Origin of the sequence: Lysinibacillus sp. NPDC093688, from assembly GCF_050280145.1 — a bacterium.
Lineage (GTDB): Bacteria > Bacillota > Bacilli > Bacillales_A > Planococcaceae > Lysinibacillus > Lysinibacillus xylanilyticus_B.
Map to the genome: position 1 here is coordinate 1 of NZ_JBNNUX010000028.1, position 21,125 is coordinate 21,125.

At 37.3% G+C, this 21,125-nt stretch carries 17 protein-coding genes; 7 read left to right on the forward strand and 10 right to left on the reverse strand.

Features of this window, described 5'->3' with window-relative positions; genetic code table 11:
* Both ACQKN2_RS18610 and ACQKN2_RS18615 read left to right on the forward strand, forming a co-directional pair.
* Positions 1–207, forward strand: a 207-nt coding sequence (locus tag ACQKN2_RS18610; RefSeq protein WP_427416265.1) for a hypothetical protein, incomplete at its 5' end; no start/stop codon positions are given.
* Positions 191–685, forward strand: a complete 495-nt coding sequence (locus tag ACQKN2_RS18615) for a L,D-transpeptidase family protein (RefSeq protein WP_323650828.1) — start codon at positions 191–193, stop codon at positions 683–685. The genes ACQKN2_RS18610 and ACQKN2_RS18615, both read left to right, overlap by 17 nt.
* A 167-nt stretch (positions 686–852) precedes the next feature.
* Here the strand turns inward: ACQKN2_RS18615 and ACQKN2_RS18620 are convergent, their stop codons facing one another.
* The gene (locus ACQKN2_RS18620) at positions 853–1,617 is read right to left on the reverse strand and encodes a DUF2935 domain-containing protein (RefSeq protein ID WP_427416266.1); all 765 of its coding nucleotides are present in this window, start codon (positions 1,615–1,617) and stop codon (positions 853–855) included.
* 171 nt (positions 1,618–1,788) lie between these two features.
* Between ACQKN2_RS18620 and ACQKN2_RS18625 the strand changes: the two genes are divergently transcribed.
* The gene (locus ACQKN2_RS18625) at positions 1,789–3,462 is read left to right on the forward strand and encodes a ribonuclease J (protein ID WP_427416267.1); all 1,674 of its coding nucleotides are present in this window, start codon (positions 1,789–1,791) and stop codon (positions 3,460–3,462) included.
* Positions 3,463–3,629: 167 nt separating this feature from the next.
* Here the strand turns inward: ACQKN2_RS18625 and ACQKN2_RS18630 are convergent, their stop codons facing one another.
* Positions 3,630–4,265: a restriction endonuclease subunit S gene (locus tag ACQKN2_RS18630; RefSeq protein WP_427416268.1), complete on the reverse strand. Its 636-nt coding sequence runs from the start codon at positions 4,263–4,265 to the stop codon at positions 3,630–3,632.
* Positions 4,266–4,476: 211 nt separating this feature from the next.
* Between ACQKN2_RS18630 and ACQKN2_RS18635 the strand changes: the two genes are divergently transcribed.
* Positions 4,477–4,866 (forward strand): helix-turn-helix domain-containing protein, encoded by a 390-nt coding sequence (locus ACQKN2_RS18635; protein ID WP_323650837.1) that lies wholly within the window; start codon positions 4,477–4,479, stop codon positions 4,864–4,866.
* A 194-nt stretch (positions 4,867–5,060) separates the two neighbouring features.
* On the opposite strand, the gene ACQKN2_RS18640 is transcribed toward ACQKN2_RS18635, so the two are convergent.
* Entirely contained in the window at positions 5,061–5,936 is an 876-nt protein-coding gene (locus tag ACQKN2_RS18640; RefSeq protein ID WP_323650908.1) for a radical SAM/SPASM domain-containing protein, read from the reverse strand.
* Positions 5,937–6,122: 186 nt separating this feature from the next.
* On the opposite strand from ACQKN2_RS18640, the gene ACQKN2_RS18645 reads away from it, so the two are divergent.
* A complete protein-coding gene (locus ACQKN2_RS18645) occupies positions 6,123–6,395 on the forward strand; it encodes a hypothetical protein (protein WP_427416269.1) in 273 nt (90 codons plus the stop codon).
* 582 nt (positions 6,396–6,977) lie between these two features.
* Here the strand turns inward: ACQKN2_RS18645 and ACQKN2_RS18650 are convergent.
* The 3 genes from ACQKN2_RS18650 to ACQKN2_RS18660 all read right to left on the reverse strand — a co-directional run bounded on the left by ACQKN2_RS18650 (position 6,978) and on the right by ACQKN2_RS18660 (position 11,779).
* A complete protein-coding gene (locus tag ACQKN2_RS18650; protein WP_427416308.1) occupies positions 6,978–8,375 on the reverse strand; it encodes a SpoVR family protein in 1,398 nt (465 codons plus the stop codon).
* Positions 8,376–8,408: 33 nt separating this feature from the next.
* Positions 8,409–9,566: a sporulation protein YhbH gene (gene yhbH / locus ACQKN2_RS18655; RefSeq protein WP_427416270.1), complete on the reverse strand. Its 1,158-nt coding sequence runs from the start codon at positions 9,564–9,566 to the stop codon at positions 8,409–8,411.
* A gap of 317 nt (positions 9,567–9,883) precedes the next feature.
* Complete coding sequence (locus ACQKN2_RS18660) at positions 9,884–11,779, reverse strand: PrkA family serine protein kinase (protein ID WP_427416309.1); 1,896 nt, start codon at positions 11,777–11,779, stop codon at positions 9,884–9,886.
* A 573-nt stretch (positions 11,780–12,352) separates the two neighbouring features.
* On the opposite strand from ACQKN2_RS18660, the gene ACQKN2_RS18665 reads away from it, so the two are divergent.
* Positions 12,353–13,357 carry a M23 family metallopeptidase gene (locus ACQKN2_RS18665; RefSeq protein WP_427416271.1) on the forward strand — a complete coding sequence of 335 codons (1,005 nt, stop codon included), beginning with the start codon at positions 12,353–12,355 and terminating at the stop codon, positions 13,355–13,357.
* A 134-nt stretch (positions 13,358–13,491) separates the two neighbouring features.
* On the opposite strand, the gene ACQKN2_RS18670 is transcribed toward ACQKN2_RS18665, so the two are convergent.
* The gene (locus tag ACQKN2_RS18670) at positions 13,492–14,373 is read right to left on the reverse strand and encodes a copper amine oxidase N-terminal domain-containing protein (protein ID WP_427416272.1); all 882 of its coding nucleotides are present in this window, start codon (positions 14,371–14,373) and stop codon (positions 13,492–13,494) included.
* Positions 14,374–14,794: 421 nt separating this feature from the next.
* Between ACQKN2_RS18670 and ACQKN2_RS18675 the strand changes: the two genes are divergently transcribed.
* On the forward strand, positions 14,795–16,489 hold the full coding sequence (locus ACQKN2_RS18675; RefSeq protein WP_427416273.1) for a methyl-accepting chemotaxis protein: 1,695 nt from the start codon (positions 14,795–14,797) through the stop codon (positions 16,487–16,489).
* A gap of 133 nt (positions 16,490–16,622) precedes the next feature.
* Here ACQKN2_RS18675 and ACQKN2_RS18680 read toward each other — a convergent pair whose 3' ends face one another.
* From ACQKN2_RS18680 to ACQKN2_RS18690, 3 genes are all read right to left on the reverse strand, one after another.
* Positions 16,623–17,303: a hypothetical protein gene (locus ACQKN2_RS18680; RefSeq protein WP_427416274.1), complete on the reverse strand. Its 681-nt coding sequence runs from the start codon at positions 17,301–17,303 to the stop codon at positions 16,623–16,625.
* An 86-nt stretch (positions 17,304–17,389) separates the two neighbouring features.
* On the reverse strand, positions 17,390–19,135 hold the full coding sequence (locus ACQKN2_RS18685) for a methyl-accepting chemotaxis protein (RefSeq protein ID WP_427416275.1): 1,746 nt from the start codon (positions 19,133–19,135) through the stop codon (positions 17,390–17,392).
* A 481-nt stretch (positions 19,136–19,616) separates the two neighbouring features.
* Positions 19,617–21,113: a sodium:solute symporter family protein gene (locus tag ACQKN2_RS18690; RefSeq protein WP_427416276.1), complete on the reverse strand. Its 1,497-nt coding sequence runs from the start codon at positions 21,111–21,113 to the stop codon at positions 19,617–19,619.
* Positions 21,114–21,125: the final 12 nt, after the last annotated feature.

A 21,125-nucleotide genomic window follows, 5' to 3' on the forward strand; every position in this document is an offset into this window, starting at 1 on the left:
CGGGCCAACACGATGTTGGTCACGAAGGCGTTATCACAGGATGTGATGGTTTTAGCCTTCGTTCCTCTATCGCTGATCCCCAAGGAGTCGCCCAGCCGTAACGAAGATCAATTTATATACATGGTAAACGTTTTAATATATGTCATCTCTACTTTTGGTGATGTGCCTTATTTTATTGGAGGTGAAGATTTTGATCCATACAGTTAAAGCAGGCGAAACATTGGCCCAAATAGCTAGAAATTATCGTACGCCGTTATCGTCCATAATTGCTGCTAATCCAGGGTTAGATCCGAATGTACTTTATATAGGACAACAAATTGTTATTCCTGGATTTCCTAATCCAAATACTATCCCTTATAGAATAGATATTTCTACTGAAAATCGATGGCTACGGTTATATAAGGATAATGTTCTTCAAAAGCAATACCCAATAGCAGTCGGTAGGATGTTACATGATACACCTACTGGCGATTTTATAATCATTAATAAGGCTCCAAATCCCGGTGGTCCTTTTGGAACAATGTGGATGAGTTTATCTAAAGAGCACTACGGTATTCATGGAACTAATGATCCTAGCTCTATTGGTCATGCTGTTTCACGTGGCTGTATTCGTATGCATAATAAGGATGTCGAAGAGCTTGCAAGCATTGTCCCAATCGGTACTGAAGTTTTTATTCATCCATAAAAGCCCCAGACTAAAAACATTCCTAAGATTTTATCGGAATGTTTTTTAGTTTTATCGGAACATTTTGTAGATTTAACGGAATGTTTTCCAATTTTATCGGAACATTATGCTGATTTATCGGAATAAAAAAGGCAACCTGAAAACCAACCTCAGATTGCCATCATTCATTAACCTTCACCTCTAGATTGTGCAAGCTTTGATAAATAGTATTGCTCCTCTCTTAGCATATGATCCGCCATTAGAGCAGTAAATGTTCCTAATACTTCTGCACTTAACTCCATTTCCTCTAACTCGCGTAAAAAAGTTTTGAACAATTTCATTTCTAGATCTACATCTTGATTAAAGCGAGTTAATGCAGGAAAAGAGTCTATATTTGAACGTAAATATCCTGTAAGCTCCACTGCTTTTAAATAAAACTGTTCAAAATGTTGGGCAAAGGTAGTACTTTTTTGTCTCAATCTTCTTTCTACACTATCTAAATCGTCATGAATAATACCTGCATGTCCTGATGCATCTAAAAGCCAGAGTAAGTGATGATGTAGCTCATGAAATATTGGTGGAACTTCCCCTTTCTTCAGATAGCTAAGTACATTTTGATATTCTTCTAGTTCATTCACCATGTGATTAATAAAGGTAGGTGATAGATGGATATTAATATTTCCCGTTAATTGCTTTCGAAGGATATAAAATTTAAATTGCTTTAGTTGTTCTACAGCTTCATCAACGGTAAGCGTAAAGGAAATTGCATTATTGGCATCGATCGAATTCACATAGGCAAGAAGCTGAGAAAATTGATGAATAAATGAATCTGCTCTTTTAATATCCTGTGTCTCCGATGGAAACAATGAATCATGAATAAATTGAGAATGATCTTTTAATATTCTTAGCCAAAACTTATGTTCAAACACCGCATGCTGTAAGTAATTCGACAACCAGTCACATCCCCTTTATTCTTTACGTTCCTCTATTCTATTCTTCTTGAAAACCTAATATTAGTACTTATTCTTAAATGATCTTTTCGTATAGGATGAAACGCTTAAAGCTATACTACAAATGCTGAAGTAACGAACATCCAAAATACCTGAAATCAGGAGGGAATATACTTGTCCACAAAAGACAATACATTATCAATTTTCGCCTTAGGTGGCATTAATGAGATTGGCAAAAATATGTATGTAGTACAGTATGGGGATGATATTTTAATTATCGACTGTGGCGCTAAATTTCCAGACGAAAGCTTACTAGGTATCGATTTAATCATTCCTGATATTACGTACCTACTGGAAAATAAAGAGAAAATCAAAGCGTTAATTGTGACACATGGTCATGAGGATCATATTGGCGGTATCCCCTATCTTCTTAAAAAAATAAATGTCCCTATTTATGCGACACGTTTTACTCTTGGGTTAATCCAACTAAAGCTGAAAGAGCATAAGCTTTTAAGAGAGACAGAATTAATAGAAATTCATTCCGATTCATCTTTAAATTTCGGACAAGTTGATGTTAGTTTCTTTAGAACAAACCATAGTATACCTGATTGCTTAGGAATCGTTATGAATACACCTGAAGGAAATGTTGTGCACACTGGAGATTTTAAATTTGATTTAACGCCCGTCAATGATCAGTTTGCTGATATTCATAAGATGTCCGAGATTGGATCAGAAGGTGTACTAGTACTTATTTCTGAAAGTACAAATGCAGAACGACCTGGGCTAACTCCTTCCGAGAAGCTTGTCGGTAATCATATTGAAGATGCATTTTTACATGCCGACCGTAAAATCGTTATCTCTACTTTCGCCTCAAATGTTAATCGCATACAGCAAATTGTAGATGCAACGATTACTACAAATAGAAAGCTTGCATTACTTGGCCGTAGTATGGTGAATGTTGTAGATGTTGCACTTGAGCGAGGCTATTTAGACGTGCCCGAGGATTTGTTAATTGATGCACGCGAGGTGAAATATCTCCCTCCAGAAGAAGTTGTTGTACTATGTACCGGTAGTCAGGGAGAGCCATTAGCTGCACTCTCTCGCTTAGCAAACGGCAATCATCGCGAAGTGAAAATTTTACCTGATGACACAGTTATTTTAGCTTCATCCCCTATTCCAGGGAATGAGAAGGGTGTTTCAAGGATCGTCGATAATTTATTCCAACTAGGTGCGAATGTTATTTATGGTTCCTCTAGTCATACAGGTATGCACGTTTCAGGTCATGGTCATCAGGAAGATTTAAAACTAATGCTGACACTAATGAAACCTAAATTTTTCATTCCGATTCATGGTGAATTCCGTATGTTACATCAGCATCGTCTACTAGCTGAGTCCGTTGGTGTCAAAAGAGGGCATACGTTTATTATGAAAAACGGAGATGTTGTTGATCTTGAAAACTCCATGGCTAGGCAAACACGTAAAATTCCTTCAGGTGATACGTATGTCGACGGTATCGGTATCGGTGAAGTCGAAGGAATCGTTTTACGAGATCGCAAACAGCTTTCTGAAGACGGCATGCTTGTCATCGTGATCACACTTAATAAAGTAGATGGTGACTTTATTTCAGAACCGGATACAATTTCACGTGGCTTTGTTTATGCCAAAGACTTTGAGGAGCTTTTAACGAAAGTAAATATTCTCGTTAAAGAAACGGTAAATGAGCTTCAAGAAGAAAGTAAGCAGCAAATACATGTCTTAAAAAGAGAAATCAAAAGGGCTGTCGGTCAGTATCTATTTTCACAAACAAAAAGAAAACCAATGATTTTACCTATAATTATCGAAATTTAACTTCTTTCAGTAAGAAGTTAAAGCCTCCGGCGGATGTCACAAAATCGGAAAGGAGTTCTTTGCGCAAACGCAAAGCCGATTCTGGACGCAATTATGCCGAGGCATAATTGATAAAAGTCGGTGTGAGGCTTTAGCCTTTACACCGGCTTTTTGAGGCTGTTATGGATTTATTTATGCTCACCCTTAAAAATTTTATGTAACATATGATTGTAAAGATACTGAGCCTGATTAAACCCATGATGTAAATTTTTTGAGTGATTTTCTATTTGCACCGAAACATTGTCAAAATGCTGTGGTAGCCCCTCTACTGTTGTCAGCAACGGCTCTTTATTTTTTAATAAAAGCTGAATCGTATTTAAAATTTGTACCATTTTGTGTTGGATATCTATCATCGGAATATCAATGGGTATATGGTACAAATGCTGCCATTCTGCATTCACTTTATACCATCTAAAAAAATGTAATAAATAATCACTTAAAATAATTGTTTCATTTGGAATAATAGCAACGATATCACTTGCAATACACAGTTCAGTTTCACTCTGATAAATATATTTATTGGTGTCCTTCAAATTAGCTTTAGTAAGAATGATGGTTTTAGCTGGTACTGGTGCACATTTAAAATGTTTTTCAAAGGCAATGTTAACTTTTGGTAATTGCTCAATATCACCATCTAGCATTAACTTTTTTAAATTTTCTGCTGTAATGAGAGGAACTCCGATGTTTGTAAAATGCTTTCTTCTCGGTATTATTTTCCCCTCTTGTACTTTAGCAACTTCATCTAATCGATAACGCTTTACCATGCCTGAATCCTCCAATCCTCACTTAATTAGGTATACTCTAAAACAAGCTACTGAAGAATCATCCACACTGTTTTACACAAGTCTTTTCTCTTAATAAAACTCCCTACTAATCATTGTACCATTTTACTATAACATTTTCTCTATTATACCACTATAATAGTATAGGCATTTCTAATGTTTTTCACTAGCTTTTTACATAGAGGTGAATCATATGTCAGACTTTTTAAAGCTAGTAGGCGAACAACTCCGTATTATTAGGGTTTCCAAGGGGCTTAGTCAGGAAGAAGTAGCAGAAAAAACAGGGAAACTTGGTTTTAGTAAAGGACGAATCTCAAATATTGAACACGGGCAATCTAATATCACATTAAGCACTTTAGAAACGCTAATGAAAGCATTAGATATTGCACCTGAGGAGCTTTTTAATTTTCAAAAATTATCTGGTGTTACTGATATTGAAGAAAAGAACATTATGCTTGATATACATCGATCAGTATTAAGGGAGCGCAATTTAGACGAGGTGAAATACGTAGTACGCATTACGAAGGATTTTTTAAATACTATTGATTCACAATCAAAGAAAAATAGCTCCAATGGTCAATAACGTTGGAGCTATTTTTAACGAGCTATAAATTATATTTTTGTTTAATGTGTAGGGCGTCCTCACATTTAATAAATAGCATACGTTTGAACAAGTGCCCCGATTTTTGATGAGGAATCACTCGTTCTCTATTTGATTTAATTTGGCATCCTCCCATATAAAAAATCCATTTAGTCTAAACCAAATGGATTTGTTTATTACATTCCAAACTTTTGACGATAGCCGCATTTTCTACATAGCTCTTCGACTGCTTCCCTACGTGAAAATCCGTCGACAATATTATTTGCACGTTCACCTTGAACAATGTCTGTGAAGGATTTCTCGTTCACATTCCCCAAATTAATGACGCCCTCTCCATCAAGACAGCAAGGCACTACTGTACCATCCACTAAAATAGCGGCTTGGCTTCGAAGTGCATGGCAAAAACCTTTTCCTTCATCCTCAGCCTCCAGTAAGCTTGGCCATTTGAATTCATGATCCTGGTTTAAATAAATATTATTAGCAATCTTTACACCTTTACCAGGCTGCACCTTTTCTTCGATGCGATAATCAAGATTATATTCATTTTCTAGAATATCAAGCGTTTCACGATTTCTTCGTGCCGCAATATCCGATACTTGATCCCTTTGTAAATTCCATAAACGATATGAAATAATCGTATTATAATCTTTTGAATCACGCACAAAATCTAATATATCTCCTAAGTATTTCTCACGATTTTCCGATCCCTCATGACCGTCGAAACTATGCAATGAAAAATTGATTTGGCGTAAGGCTGGTTTCCCTAATATCTTTTCACGATTCTTTTTAATCAGTGTACCGTTCGTTGTAATATTAACTTTAAAACCCTTTTCATGTGCTGCGTCAAGCAACTGATCAATACGCGGGTGTAAAAGCGGCTCTCCTTTTACATGCAAATAAATATATTTCGTATGAGGACGTATTTCATCCAATATTTTATTAAATTGTTCTACTTTAATAAGTCCCTTTGCACGAGCAGTTGGCGGACAAAAGCTACATGCTAAATTACAGACACTCGTTATTTCTATATAAACCTTTTTAAATGTTCTCAACGTTAATTCACCGTTCCAGTTCTTCATATATTCAAATCCTATTCATTTTAACAAATTTTACGATTAGGAACAGTTTTTCAGTCTCCATCCTTCACATTATTTATACCTTTTAGGGCTACATGAACAAGTAAACTTGAGAAAGTTTAATAACTTAATAGTACTGCTGAAAATAAGGAGGTGAAAACTATGTCTGACTATAAATCTGAAAATGAACGTTCAAAGGAGCCAACTAAAAATAATATTACCATCCATCTTACTATTAATATTGGCAATACAGATATCCATGTTGAACAAAGGGCTGAAGGTAGAGGACAAATAAATAATGATGTAGGTACTAATGCCAACCAAGGCGACCAAAACGCCATAAACGGTAGTACTAGAAATGTAAACTCCCAATTTGCTGATGGAAACAGCAGAAGTGGAATTGCTGGTGACAATTTTGATGAAGCTGACGAATAACAAGGAATAAAAGTAAGGGACAGCGATATCCATACATCTTCGAATCATAGTGATAGTAGTGAAGTTAAAAATGAGTCCTCCCCATTGTTAGATGGAGATAATAACGAATAAAGTTTATTTGTGCACAGCACCATAATTTTGGATGAAATATGTTAAAACGCCATGTTTTAAGTTGATCTTCGTTACGGCTGGGCGACTCCTTGGGGATCAGCGATAGAGGAACGAAGGCTAAAACCATCACATCCTGTGATAACTCCTTCGTGCCCACATCCTGCCGCTGACGCTTCGCTTTCGCGCAAAAAAAACATACTGCCGCTGACGCCGCAAAAAAACATCCTGTTGCCCCGACGCCCCCAGGAAGCTTTGCTCTGTGCGAAAGCGTAGCGACAGCAACAACAAATGTTTTCTGTAGCGAAAGCAAAGCGGCAGCTACAAAGCGCCCAGCCGGAACGGAAATCGCCCCCACATTATGGCGATGAACCTTTATGAAAGACTGTCAAAAATTAAAACTTCTATCTGCCGGAATATTTCATACCAACAGATAGAAGTTTTTGTTTTGATTATCCACCAAGGAATCACGCCTCACACATTACGTTTATAATTTTTTGTACCATCATATGAATACAGCACTGGCTTTCCATCCACACTTGTTTCTAAATGAACAGGACGACCCCATAGCTGATAAATATATGGCAAAACGTTCTCTAAATAGTGCGGATCGAGCTCCATTCCCTCATAGCCGTGCACTAAATAGAGCTCTCCGTTGCGAAGGTAATCGCCATTTTTAACGACGATATATGGGAATCCCCCGTTTACACGCATCGATATGAGCTGATCACGTACCATTTCATGATCCTTATCTGTAATACGGTATTCATTCCCCTTTTTCTGGAACAAATAAAGATCTTCTTGCTTTGCTAAATCCTTCGATAAATAGTTGCGGATAAAGGATATATCCGACTCTATCTCTCTTACCTCAAACATTTTTTCTCGACCTGTGTTAGGTTGAACACCTAGTTTTCTCATCTCTTCTGTCGGATGATTATAGCGGTTTTCAATATCCTCGAAAATTTTCACGCCAAGGTAATAAGGATTAATCGTTGTCTTTGAAGGCTGCACAACACCTGCATTTAATTTCGCATATTCAATCGTTTCGGCTGTTGTTAGCTTAAGCTCACGCATAATACGTTGATGCCAAAAGGAAGCCCAACCCTCATTCATAATTTTTGTCTCTAATTGTGGCCAAAAATAAAGCATTTCCTCACGCATCATCGTTAATATATCTCGCTGCCAGTCCTCAAGCTCTCGACTATGCTCCTCTAAAAATAGCAATAAATCTTTTTCTGGCTTTGGCGGGAAGTGCTTTATTTTTCGCCTTACCGATGTATACTCTTTTTCCTTATCATCTAAACGCCATAGATCATCATACGGTGATTTCGCTTGAGAAGTCTCCTCTTCAATATCATCCTCCGTATTCCAAGCCAATTTTGGTCGTATAAGGGATGGATCGATATGCTCCTGAATCGCTAAAATCGCATCTAAAAACTGCTCGACCTCATCCTTTCCATATTCTCTTTCATAACCAGCGATCCTCTCAGCTGTTGCTGTCATGCTCTCCACCATATCTCTTCTAGTATTGGAGAAGCGTACATTATTTTTAAAGAAATCGCAGTGCGCCAATACATGCGCAATAATTAATTTATTTTGTGTTAACGTATTTGTATCAAGTAAAAATGCATAACATGGGTTTGAGTTAATCACTAGCTCATAGATTTGACTTAGCCCTAAATCATATTGAAGCTTCATTTTATGAAATTGTTTACCGAAGCTCCAATGTGAAAATCGAGTAGGCATACCATATGCGCCAAATGTATAAATAATATCTGCCGGACAAATTTCATAGCGCATTGGAAAGAAATCTAAGCCAAAGCTTGAGGCAATTTCTGTAATTTCATCAATCGCACGTTCAAGCTCTTTCATCTCCACTTTTTAGTCCCCTCCTTTGAACATAGTTTAAGTTTCACTTTTTTTGAAAAAGCTCTTTAAGGCATCGTATACATCGCCTTTTTTTCTCAAAATATGATATCTAAACTTAGGATCATCTACTTTTTTATATGTGTACATAAGTGTAGAAAAGCGGTTATGTTGATTGACTTCACCATATCCAAACATACTCGATACTTCCATTAACTCTCCCACTAGCTTCAAGCACTTTTCATTATCCATTGATATATTTTCACCATCTGAAAAATGTACCGGATAAATATTGTAACGAGAAGGATTATACTTTTCCCGAATTAGTTCCAATGCCTTTATATAAGCAGATGAACAAATCGTTCCTCCACTTTCTCCCTTCGTGAAAAATTCCTCTTCTGTCACTACTTTTGCCTCTGTATGATGCGCAATAAACTCAATTTCCACGGTTTCATACTTGGAGCGCAAAAATTTTGTCATCCAAAAGAAGAAACTCCTAGCGCAATATTTTTCGAAGGAGCCCATCGAGCCACTTGTATCCATCATGGCAAGGACAACTGCCTTCGATTCAGGTTTTTCCACTTCATCCCACGTTTTAAAACGCAAGTCATCATTATGAATCGGCGTAATTTCTGGTTTTCCTTTCATCGCATTACGCTTTAACGCATTGAGGATTGTGCGCTTTTTATCGACATTTCCCATTAAACCTTTTTTCCGAATATCGTTAAACTCGATCTTTTCCGTTTTAATATCCGCTTTTTCTTTTTGCTGTAGGTTTGGTAGCTCAAGCTCGCTAAATAACACATTTTGAACCTCTTCAATGCTTACCTCAGCTTCATAATAATCCTGGCCTGGCTTGTCACCAGCTTCTTTCCCTTTACCATTAGCCTGATTGCCTTTGCTAGCATCACGCGCAACCACATCACCTACATTACTGTCTCCTTGCCCCTGCCCAACATGCTTGGAATTATCATAGTTATATCGTATTTTATATTCATCAAGTGAACGTATAGGGATTTTTATTACCTCGCGACCATTGGACATGACAATACTTTCTTCACTAACTAAATCGGGTAAATTATTCTTAATAGCATCTTTTACTTTATCCATATGCCGTTGCTGGTCCTGGTGCCCTTTACGATGGAGGGACCAATTTTCCTGAGAAATGGCAAAACGTTTATTTTCGTTTTCAGTCATTTTTATCCTCACCCATCTATCAAATTCGCTTTTTCTATACTATGCTAGTGATTCGCTTTCTTGAACTTTTTTAGAGAAATCAATTACACTTCGTGGTTACTTCACCTATGCAAAAAAATAAGTAAATGAAGATCAATTTCGCCTTGGCGTAATTGCGCTGTCGCACAAATACATTGCCACAGGACGTGGCGAGTTCCTCTATTTTGAGTAAGTGTTTGGACACCCACTGAATGAAGATAAAAGGAGTGCCCTAAAATGGACACTCCTATTCACTCCTATCAATAGTCTTATAGTTTCCACTGAATAGGTCAAAGTCATTAACGATTTAACAGACTACCTACATACTGCAATAATTCATTAGCAGATGTTGTATTATAGCCATGTTCATCAACAAGTCTCGCTACAACCTCATTAATCTTCTTCAGCTGTGATTCATCCGGCATTTTTGAGGATGTTGTAATTTTCACGACATCCTTGAGATCCGCAAATAGTTTCTTCTGGATGGCTTCTCGTAATCTTTCATGAGAATTATAGTCAAAACGCTTCCCTTTTCGAGCATAAGCGGAAATACGAATGAGTATCTCCTCACGGAACGCTTTTTTCGCATTTTCCGAAATGCCAATTTGCTCCTCAATAGAACGCATTAATTTTTCATCTGGATTCATTTCCTCACCAGTCAATGGATCGAAAATTTTATTTTTATTACAAAATGCTTCAACATTATCAAGATAATTATTCATCAATGTTTTTGCAGACTCTTCATACGAATACACGAAAGCTTTTTGGACTTCGTTCTTGGCAATGTCATCATACTCTCTTCGAGCAACTGCAATATAGTTCATATATTTTTCTCGATCTTCCTGAGAAATGGAAGCATGCTGGTCAAGCCCATCCTTTAGTGCACGCAGAACATCTAACGCATTAATGGATGGTACCTCTTTTCGGATTATAGCAGAAGAAATACGATTAATAATATACCGTGGATCAATACCGTTCATGCCTTCGTTCGGAAACTCTTTTTTAAGTTCCTCTAAGTCAACGGAATTAAATCCCTCCACATTTTCTCCGTCGTACAGTCGCATTTTTTTAATAAGATCCACACCTTGCTTTTTCGGTACTTCTAGTCTTGTTAGAACCGAAAAGATTGCTGCGGCCTTTAATGCATGTGGCGCAATATGAACATGGGCCATATCGCTTTCTTTAATCATTTTTTCGTAAATCAATTCTTCCTGACTAACTTTTAAGTTATACGGAATCGGCATCACAATAATACGTGAATGTAGCGCTTCATTCTTTTTATTTGAAATAAATGAGCGATACTCCGTTTCGTTTGTATGCGCAACTATTAACTCATCTGCACTAATTAACGCAAACCTACCTGCTTTAAAATTACCTTCCTGTGTTAAAGACAATAAATTCCACAAGAATTTTTCATCAAGCTTTAACATTTCTTGGAATTCCATCATACCCCTGTTTGCTTTATTTAGCTCACCGTCAAAACGATAAGCACGAGGGTCTGATTCTGAGCCAAATTCTCCAATTGTAGAAAAATCGATACTACCTGTTAAATCAGCAATATCTTGCGATTTTGGATCTGATGGTGTAAATGTTCCTATGCCTACACGTTTGTCTTCAGAAAAAGAAATACGTTCAATCATCACATTTTCAATGCGTCCATCGTATTCCTTTTCAAGACGCATCGTATTTAAAGGCGATAAACTTCCTTCAATTCGTATACCATACTCCTCGTAAAATTCACTACGCAAATGATGTGGAATTAAATGTAGAGGATCTTCATGCATTGGACATCCCTTAATTGCGAAAACCGCGCCTTCATCTGTTCGAGAAAATTGCTCAAGTCCGCGTTTCAACAAGGTCACTATTGTTGATTTACCACCACTTACTGGTCCCATTAATAACAAAATACGTTTTCTAACATCCAATCTTCGTGCTGCCGGATGGAAATATTCCTCCACCAGTCTTTCTATTGCCGTTTCAAGCCCAAAAATTTCTTGCCCAAAAAATTCATACATTTTTTGCCCATCGCGTTCCTCTACACCACTACTTTTTATCATATTGTAGACGCGTGAATGGGCTGTTTGAGCAACTTCAGGTCTTTCCTTGATGATGTTTAAATAATCTGCAAATGTACCTTCCCACTTTAGCCGATTTTCTTCTTCGCGATAGCTTTTCACTTTATCTAAAATGTTAATAGCCTTCCCTCCATTCAGGGCTTGATTTATAACATAGTATGAAGGAAAAGACATTATGATACCCAATACTTTTTCTTTGTCGAAATTTCTTCTTATTGCCAATAATTTTTTCCCTACAGAATAAAGGAATTCAACGTCAAACATAAAAAACTTACTCGTTTCACCTGACGCTTTATTGTTTCATCACCAAAGTTAGGATGACATTTGTTCAAAAATACTCCTTGAGAATAAGTTGATCTTCGTTCCGACTGGGCGACTCCTCGGGGATCAGCGATAGAGGAACGAAGGCTAAAACCATCACATCCTGTGATAACGCCTTCGTGACCAACATCCTGTTGCCCCGACGCCCCCAGGAAGCTCTGCTCTGCGCGAAAGCGAAGCGTCAGCGGCAAATGTTTTATCTGTGCGAAAGCGAAGCGTCAGCAACAAAGCGCCCAGTCGGAACGGAAATCAGCCCTACGTTATGCGCTTTTTTATAAAAATTGCTCATTCCTACTGCTTTGTTTTCCCACAAAAAGTGCTGAATGAAGATAAAAAATTCGGTTATTCTAACGTTAGAAAGGAGGTCCTTTATTGAATCGCCATTTTATATTCCTTTTATCATGGATATTATTATGGAGTTTTACTCTCCCCACTGTTGCATTAGCAAAAGAAGAACCCACCCAAGAAGAAATTGTGCAACAACGTATGGCCTATTACGTACAATTTGACGAATTACTCATTCCGTGGCATTTCTTAGCAGCCATTGACCAATATGAACGCAATTTACAATCAGTTCGTAAAGATATTCCGAAACGGGATGGTATTATTTCCATTCAATTTTCTGATGAATATTGGTCAGGTGCTTTAAATCCTGTAAGAGATGATACTCGCCCAGAAACAATTAGTTACTTTGGCGGGATGGGGCTAGATGGCAATGGTGATGGAGCTGCCAGTCCAAAGGATGATATCGATACAATATTCTCCATGGCTACTTTTTTAAGCAAATTTGGAACATCTGATGAAGACTTTAAATTAGCTTTATGGGAATATTACGGAAGCGAACAGGCCGTAAATCAAATCTTCACCATTTCCAAAATGTATAGTCATTTCAAAACAACAGAGCTTGACGATCACACATTCCCAGTCCCTACTAATTATGATTACAGCTATCGAAGTACATGGGGTGCCAATAGGGGCTGGGGTGGACGCCGTATTCATGAAGGAACAGATATTTTCGCTAGCTATGGTACTCCAGTGCTTTCTACCTCTTATGGTGTAGTGGAAATAAAGGGCTGGAACCAATTTGGTGGTTGGCGCATAGGCATTCGAGATAATCACAACTCCTATCATTATTATGCCCATCTCGGCAGTTATAATAAAAAAATTAAAGTTGGAGACCTTGTCGAACCTGGCACTGTTCTCGGTACGGTTGGTAGCTCTGGCTACGGTAAAGAAGGGACGTCCGGAAAATTTCCGCCTCATCTTCACTACGGTATCTACAAATTCAATGGGCGTACAGAATGGGCATTTGATCCATATCCATCTTTAATGCAATGGGAACGACAAGCAAAAAAAGCAAAGCAAAACAGTAATTAAATGTTGCACACAAAAAAGAAGGATAGATAAAATTGACTTTATCCATCCTTCTTTTTTGCTACATATATCCTGTAATTTCATAAAGCTTCTATGGTTTTTTAGCCGGGCTCAGTCGCTAATCTACCACAAGCTTTCTACCTCTGATCCGTCCGTTTCTCCCCTTCAATTTGTAGCACTAGATGATTGTCGCTACAAAAGTTGCAATCTTCCTTACCAAATTTCCCTAGCTCCGTATCTTTGCCTTGAGCGTCTACAATACCGTAAGTGAATAAGCCAGCCTTAAACTCGTCCAAGAAATAAACATAGCTTTTAAAGGTTGGTTTCGCTCCCCATTCTCGTTCCGCCACATTATCCTGCTGCCATTTAATGACGGACAGACCTTCTTTATTCACTTCATAATAAGCATCGCTATAGCCGGAGAGATTCAATGTGAAACGCAATGCTTCTCCTTCCGGAAACGTGTAATAGTAGGAATTATACCCTTCTCCAGCATGAAGAGGTGGCGCTTCCTCTGTGAGTGTTGCTAGTCCGATCGCAATATGACGCGCCTTCGTGAGATCCCCGTGCATCAGTGTCTCGTATTCTTCCTGACCCGCAGGTGTACGGACAATGACCCGTTTATCTTTGTTATTGTAATAGACATAACCGCCAAGTGTCTCGCTAATGAAACGAATCGGCACATAAGTGCTACCGTTTTTGTTTACTACTGCAGCGTCTAATTTTATCGCTTTCCCATTAACTGTTGCTGTTTTTTTCCCCGCCACAAGCTGCACTTTCTTACTCTTATCTTTATTTTGAATCGTGACGATACCGGTCTTAGGATCATAAGCGAGCACAGGCCATGACGGGTCGCTCAGAGACCTTAATTTAACCATTGTTCGTCCTTCAACCGTAATAAAGTCATACTCAGCTTGACTGTTGACAAAAAGAGAAGTAGAAGAAGCCGCATGTGCTGAAGTGTTGCAAATAAAACTCACAAATATCACGAAGCCCATTATTTTGAACCATTTGTTCATATCATTTTCCTCCTATAATTGTATTGTTTTAAACAGTTGAACATTAAATATATTATACCATTCAAACTAAAATATGGATAATTAAGGGAGAGACTTTATAGAAGCTGCCAACTCGGATTGGTGGCAATTTACGGAGTTCCGAATGTTCACATCGATGTCTGTATATGAGAATAGCGTTAGGTATAAATACATAAAAGTATTAAAAAAAATTTAGAATTTCTATTTAGACATATACATTTAACTACCTATCATTCATAACTATGATTCGTTATTGTACTAATAAACCATTTTTAAATTTTCCCATTAAAAGGGCTTATGTATATATAGAATTAGTTATAAAATATATTTGTACTATAACAATTATTATTTCGATTTTTTCACAGTTCTACATTGAAAATGAACAATAAAAGGATGGGAAAAGATGAAGGGAATATTTCAGTTTAAAACACTTAAAGCCCGAATTTTAAGTGCATTTCTTCTTTTGATAGTATTAGTTGTTTGTTTTACAACCTATTCGTACATTTCTAATAATAAGATGGAAAAACAAGCAGAAGGTTTAGTGAAAGAAGATTTACAAGTCTTAACTGCAAGTAAAAATTTAGCAATGTCTATGAGTGTTCGTCTCTCTGCAGCTTTAAGTTACGTTGTATCAGGTGATGAAAAATACATAGAAACTTTTAATGAATATCGTCAAATTGCTGAGGAAAGTAATAGTATTGTTGAAAAACACGAAAATACGTCTGAGCGTGCTGCATTAGTAGAAATGGCACGTACATGGAGCAATCGCGTAAATACCGAAGTATTCGATGTTTATAAAAAAGGTGATAAAGAATTAGCATTAAAAAATTTAACAGCTATCAATAATCTCGTAACCGAAGTTCGTGTTGGTTATGAAGAATTGGCCAATAAACGCTCAGATGCCATTACTACGGTAGGAGATGACGTAGTCTCAACAAGTTTAAGCAATAAAACAGTTGGACTAATTGTTAGCATTGTATTGACGATCGCAGGTATCCTAATCGCTATTGTCACTGCTAGCAATATTTCTAAACCTATTACAATTGTCTCAAAGCGCATGAGCGAATTAGCGGATGGCAATCTGCAACACGAACTACTTCCAATAACGCATCGAGATGAGATTGGTCAATTAATGCTTTCCGCAAATAATATGAATGAAAAATTGAAGCAAACAATAAGCTCCATTCATGCTGTTTCCGAAACAGTAGCAGCTAGTAGCGAAGAGCTGGCCCAATCTTCTAATGAAGTACAATCAGGTACAGAGCAAATTACCGTAACTATGCAGGAGCTAGCCTCTGGCACTGAAACACAAGCATCTACAGCAGGTGATTTAGCCGAAACAATGACTTCTTTCCAACATAGTATTCATGAAACAACACAGGAAGGCATTGAATTAATAACGCATTCAAATCATGTACAAGAACTAACGACTACAGGTAAAGGCTTAATGGTACAATCAACACAACAAATGGCAACCATTAATGAAATTGTTTTAGATTCAGTGAAAAAAGTTGAAGGCTTAAATATGCAGTCTGCGGAAATTTCCAAGCTTGTTTCTGTCATTGATGATATTTCAAATCAAACAAATTTACTGGCCCTTAACGCTGCCATCGAAGCAGCTCGCGCAGGAGAGCACGGTAAAGGTTTTGCAGTTGTAGCGGATGAAGTTCGGAAGCTTGCAGAAGAAGTACAGTTCTCTGTCACTGATATTTCAACAATCGTCAATCGGATTCAAGGTGAAACTGGCAATGTAACAACCGCTCTACAATCCGGCTATGAGGAAGTAAAACGAGGAACCGTACAACTAAATCAAACAAATGAAACATTTGAACAAATTTCGGTAGCAGTTGAGGACATGATTCTTAACATAAATACCATTTCAAGCAATTTAAATAAAGTTGCTCAAAATTCCGAATCCATCAATGTCTCCATCGATGAAATGGCTTCTATTTCTCAAGAGTCTGCAGCTGGAGTAGAACAAACAACAGCAACTGTAGAGGAAACTGCTGCTACTATGGAGGAAATTTCAAGGGGTGCAAATCATCTCGCTGGTATGGCTGAAGAGTTAAATAGCCAATTACAGCAGTTTAAAATTTAAGGTTTGAGGTGATACCTGAGCACTTTTGCGGCTCACCGGATCACTTTTGGAGATTACCCGATTACTCCGGGGCGATTCTACCTAAAAAAGCTATCTCGACATTACGGTCGAGATAGCTTTTTTCCTCTTATTACTAATGCCTAATTGGTACCCTTTCCAGCTCATAACGTTTGATAATCACACTGATTTTCTGAAACCATTCCTCACATAGCTCTAGCGCTTCTTGATACTCATCCTCTTCTCTTGATAGAGGCTCACTGTTATCCATAAAAACATATTCTAGAATAGGGTCAGATAAATTATCAGCTACAATTTTCAACGTCAACTGAGACATAGTATTATACTCAGGGTCTTCTTCATCTAATTCCTCTTCTTCTATATCCATGTCTTCACCAAGTAATGAACCACTTATGAAGTTATTGCTTGTCCTAGCAATATACATGTCGTCCTCTACTATAGCTACTTCATATATTTTATTGAATGGAATTTCTTTTTTTATCAAAGCGTCTTCTAATTCTTCTCTACTTACGAAAATAAGTGTACTTGTAGGTTCATTTAGTAATAAAGCACTTAAACAATCATTTGAGATGATGCAATGTGTATGAGGGATAGCCATAAGCTCCTCCTCACTCGCCTCTTTCATTTCATTCAATGTATGGATATAGATAAATCGTTCTTTCACATACCGAAAAACTCCTGCTATTACTAGCCCTATGCCAATTAAAAAATATACCTTTCTAAATATAGCCGTTTCGACTGAATTTGCGAGTAATACATAGATTGTCCCAAGAAATAAAAGAAAAAAGGTTTTCATCCATCTCCCACCCTCAAAAAGATAATCGATAGGATTATTTCATCCATGTTCATAGAAATTTTATTCTAACGATTATCTTTTCATTCTTAATTTCTATAGGAATTATTTGTGCTATTAGCATCTACATCAAATTTTGAAACGGATTTTTCTAGGTCCTCCGCCATTTTGTTCAATTTTAAAATAGAATGGAGGATATCTTGATTGTAGTTTTCTTGTTCCATCGTACGCTCTACAACACTTTCCGTTGCCTTTGCAGCCTTATTCGCAAGCATCGTTGTTTCCACAACTCCTGCTGTAATCTCCTCAGAAAATGCAGACATTTCTTCTGAGGTTACAGAAACTTGTTTTGTATGTGATACTACGCCCTGAATAGATTGGAGAATACTTTCGAATGATTTTCCGGCTTCTTCTACAGCTTGTAAACCGTCTTCTACATTATCTGTTACAACATTCATAGTTTGCACCGTTAAGCTTGTATCCTCATTTATTTTAGAAATCAAGTTTGAGATGCTATTCGCCGATTTTTCTGATTGCTCCGCAAGCTTCCTTACTTCTTCAGCTACTACGGCAAAGCCCTTTCCAGATTCACCAGCTCTAGCCGCTTCGATCGCTGCATTTAATGCAAGTAGATTCGTTTGTGAGGCGATATCACGAATCATATTTATAATCAGTGATACTTCATTTGATTGGCTCTCTAGTTTTTTTATAGCATTTGCGGATAACTGAACGGATTCACTAATAATATTCATTTGATGAACTACTTTTTCAATGTTTCCATTTCCAAGCTCTACATTTTGTAAGCTAATAGATGATAATTGAGATACATTTGAAGAAGCCTCTGCAATTTGTTGAATGCCCTCCGACATTTGCTCTAATGTAGCTGAGCTTTCCTCTGAGTTTTTATACTGTGCATGTGCGCCAGCAGATACTTCCTGGATGGAGGCTGAAATATGACTAATTGCTTCATTTGCCTTTTCACTACTTTTTGCTACTCCGTTCGTCGTATCGATTAACTGCTTAGAGCTAGAATTGATTCCAATAATTATATTTTGCAAATCCAGCACCATTTGTTGGAATGCATTTGTCAAAACGCCAATTTCATCTTTTCGATTTGTTTCTATTTTTACCGTTAAATCACCATTACCAACTTGGTTTACTTGTGCTGTTAATTTTCTTATTGGCTTCGTTAAATAATCTGTAAAGAAATAAACAATGCAGATTCCTACTATTAATATAATTAGCGTAATCAATATAATTTTCATTTGATTCGCATTCATGTCCGAATAAACTTCTGTGGCATCTAAATCTGCCCCTACTAATCCTATCACTTCGCCAGCATCATTTTTTATGGGCGCGTAGATGGCAAGGACAGCTCCGTATTGTGAATCATTCGATAGCTGAAATTGTATTTGCCCTGTTTCAAATACTTGCTTCATTTTAGGATACGATTCTGGTGATTCCTCTTTATCGCCAAGTATTGAATCCTCATTCGGAACACTATCTACCATATAATAGTAGTCATATCCATCACCGTTTTTTATCCGAGTCATCGAATATAAACTAGATACTTTATGAAGCTCTTTAACAGAGTTTAATTCTTTTTGTAATTCATAATAATAGTCATCTTTTTTTGCACCAATTTCTAATCTTTGATAGCCTTCTACATCTATTTTTGAGATTGCCTGATCAATCATATTTATGTTTTGCTCACCAACTGTCTCTTTCACCAGCTCCAATGACGAACGATAAATAAAAAAGCTAATCAGAAAACACGAAATAACAAGTAAAATTGAAAATACCATTAACATTTTAATTTTTAAGCTACTTCTCATCGTTGAACTCCTTTAAACTTTTTTTCTATATGAATAATTACTAAAAAATTGAAATTTTAGTAACAATAAATTTTACAACATTCCCCCTAGTACAATGTTGGTATTTCTAAAATATTTAATTTTTTTGCTAAAACTAGCTAAATTTGGTCATTTTTGAGTGTTATTTTTTGCGCAAAAAAACACGAGAGCATTGAAATTCAACGCTCCCGTGTTAGCTTATCAACAAAAGAACCAATATAAAATAATGCAAATAAGCAAAATTGATTTTCACACCGAGTTGGCGCTTTCCGAGGCTTGGCTTCAATCTCCTCGTCACTACGTTCCTGCGGGACTTTCAGCGCAAGCACGCCACTCTCCGTGAAAAATCAACGGTTCCTCATCATAAGTATGAGAAGACAAACTGAATCAAAAAATATTAACATACTAAAAAGATTCAACCTAAATTAGCATTTGTCTACTGTCTGAAACGAGGATTTGGTTATCAATTTGACTGTTCCGTTAATTCCTCTTTACCGCCCACATCGTCTAAAGTCTTATCTTTTTCAATCTTATGCATCTCAAGAACATGCTGCGAAGGTGGAATAAGCAAACTTACAATAACAATTGTAATACCTGTGATCACAACTCCTGAGAAAACAGGTGCCTGCCACAGTTCATTTAATAAACCTAAAAATCCTTCTGATTGGATAGAAAGACTTGGTACATAGGTTAAAGATGTAATGATGTAATAGACTAGCCCAACAGATATACTTGTCCATACTGCAGGTGTACTTACTCGCTTCCAAAACGGCCCTAATACGATTGGCCAGAAAATTGTTACGAAAACAATATCCCATGCCAAATAGGCTAAATCAATCACTTTCTGGAAGCTAACCGCTAAAACTAAGCCTAGCAAAGCGCTTAAAATAATAATAAGTCTTGAAAATCTTAATAATTTTTTAGGGTCTGGGTTTCGATTAATAAAGTCTAAATAAATGTTTTTTGTGATAATTCCTGAAGTCGCAACATAACATGCGGCTACAGTAGACATCCCCATCGCGGCCATTGCTGTTAAAAAGATGGCTGCTAATAACGGCGGGAAATATCCTTGAGCAAAGGCAAGCATTAACGTCTCTGGATTTGTACTACCAGGATAAATCGTTTTGAACGCTTCTCCTAACATACCCGGAATCCAGCTGATCGCGATAATAATTGTCCCAGCTATAATCATGCTACGCTGTGCTACTTTTGGACTTTTCGCAGCTGCTACCCTTTGTCCTAAATCCACCGCTGGAATATCACCAAGTGCTAACACAAGATAAAGTGTCCAAAACTCTGCTCCAGCCTTATTAAAGAGTTCACTAATATTCCACCACTCAGGGTTAAATGTTACATCAGGGTAATAGAATAAGATAAAAATTGTAATCCCTACTATACCCGCTACTGCAAGTGCCCCCTGAACAATTTCCGTATAGGCTACAGCCCATAAGCCACCAATAACCGAATATAGGGCTGTTAATGATACAAAGAGTAATGCTGCTGGAACGAAATCAATTTGCAACAGTTGCTGAATGATATACGTTCCACCAACTGTTAACGCAGCTGCATTAAAGACACCGAAGGCAATCGCCATTACGACACCTGTATAGGCACCTAACTTTTTACTTCCATATCTTAATCCATAGTAATCTGCTAATGTCCAGCCCTTCAATCTACGTAAAGGCTTCGTCCAAATGAGTGCTCCAAGAATCATACAAGTCCCTAAACCGCCCATTGTCGCTGAACCTTCAAAGCCGCCACTTGTGTAACCTGAGCCTACTGCTGCAAAGAAGAATGGGGCTGCTAATAAGGCCGCCACTAGACTTCCTGTTACAACAGATAAAGGCATACTCCAACCAGCAACAATTAAATCCTCCGCAGTATTTACGCGTTTGTATCCTTTATATCCAATGTAATAAATAAAAATTAAGTATAAGCTAAAGATGATTATATTTAACATAGTAGTGCTCCT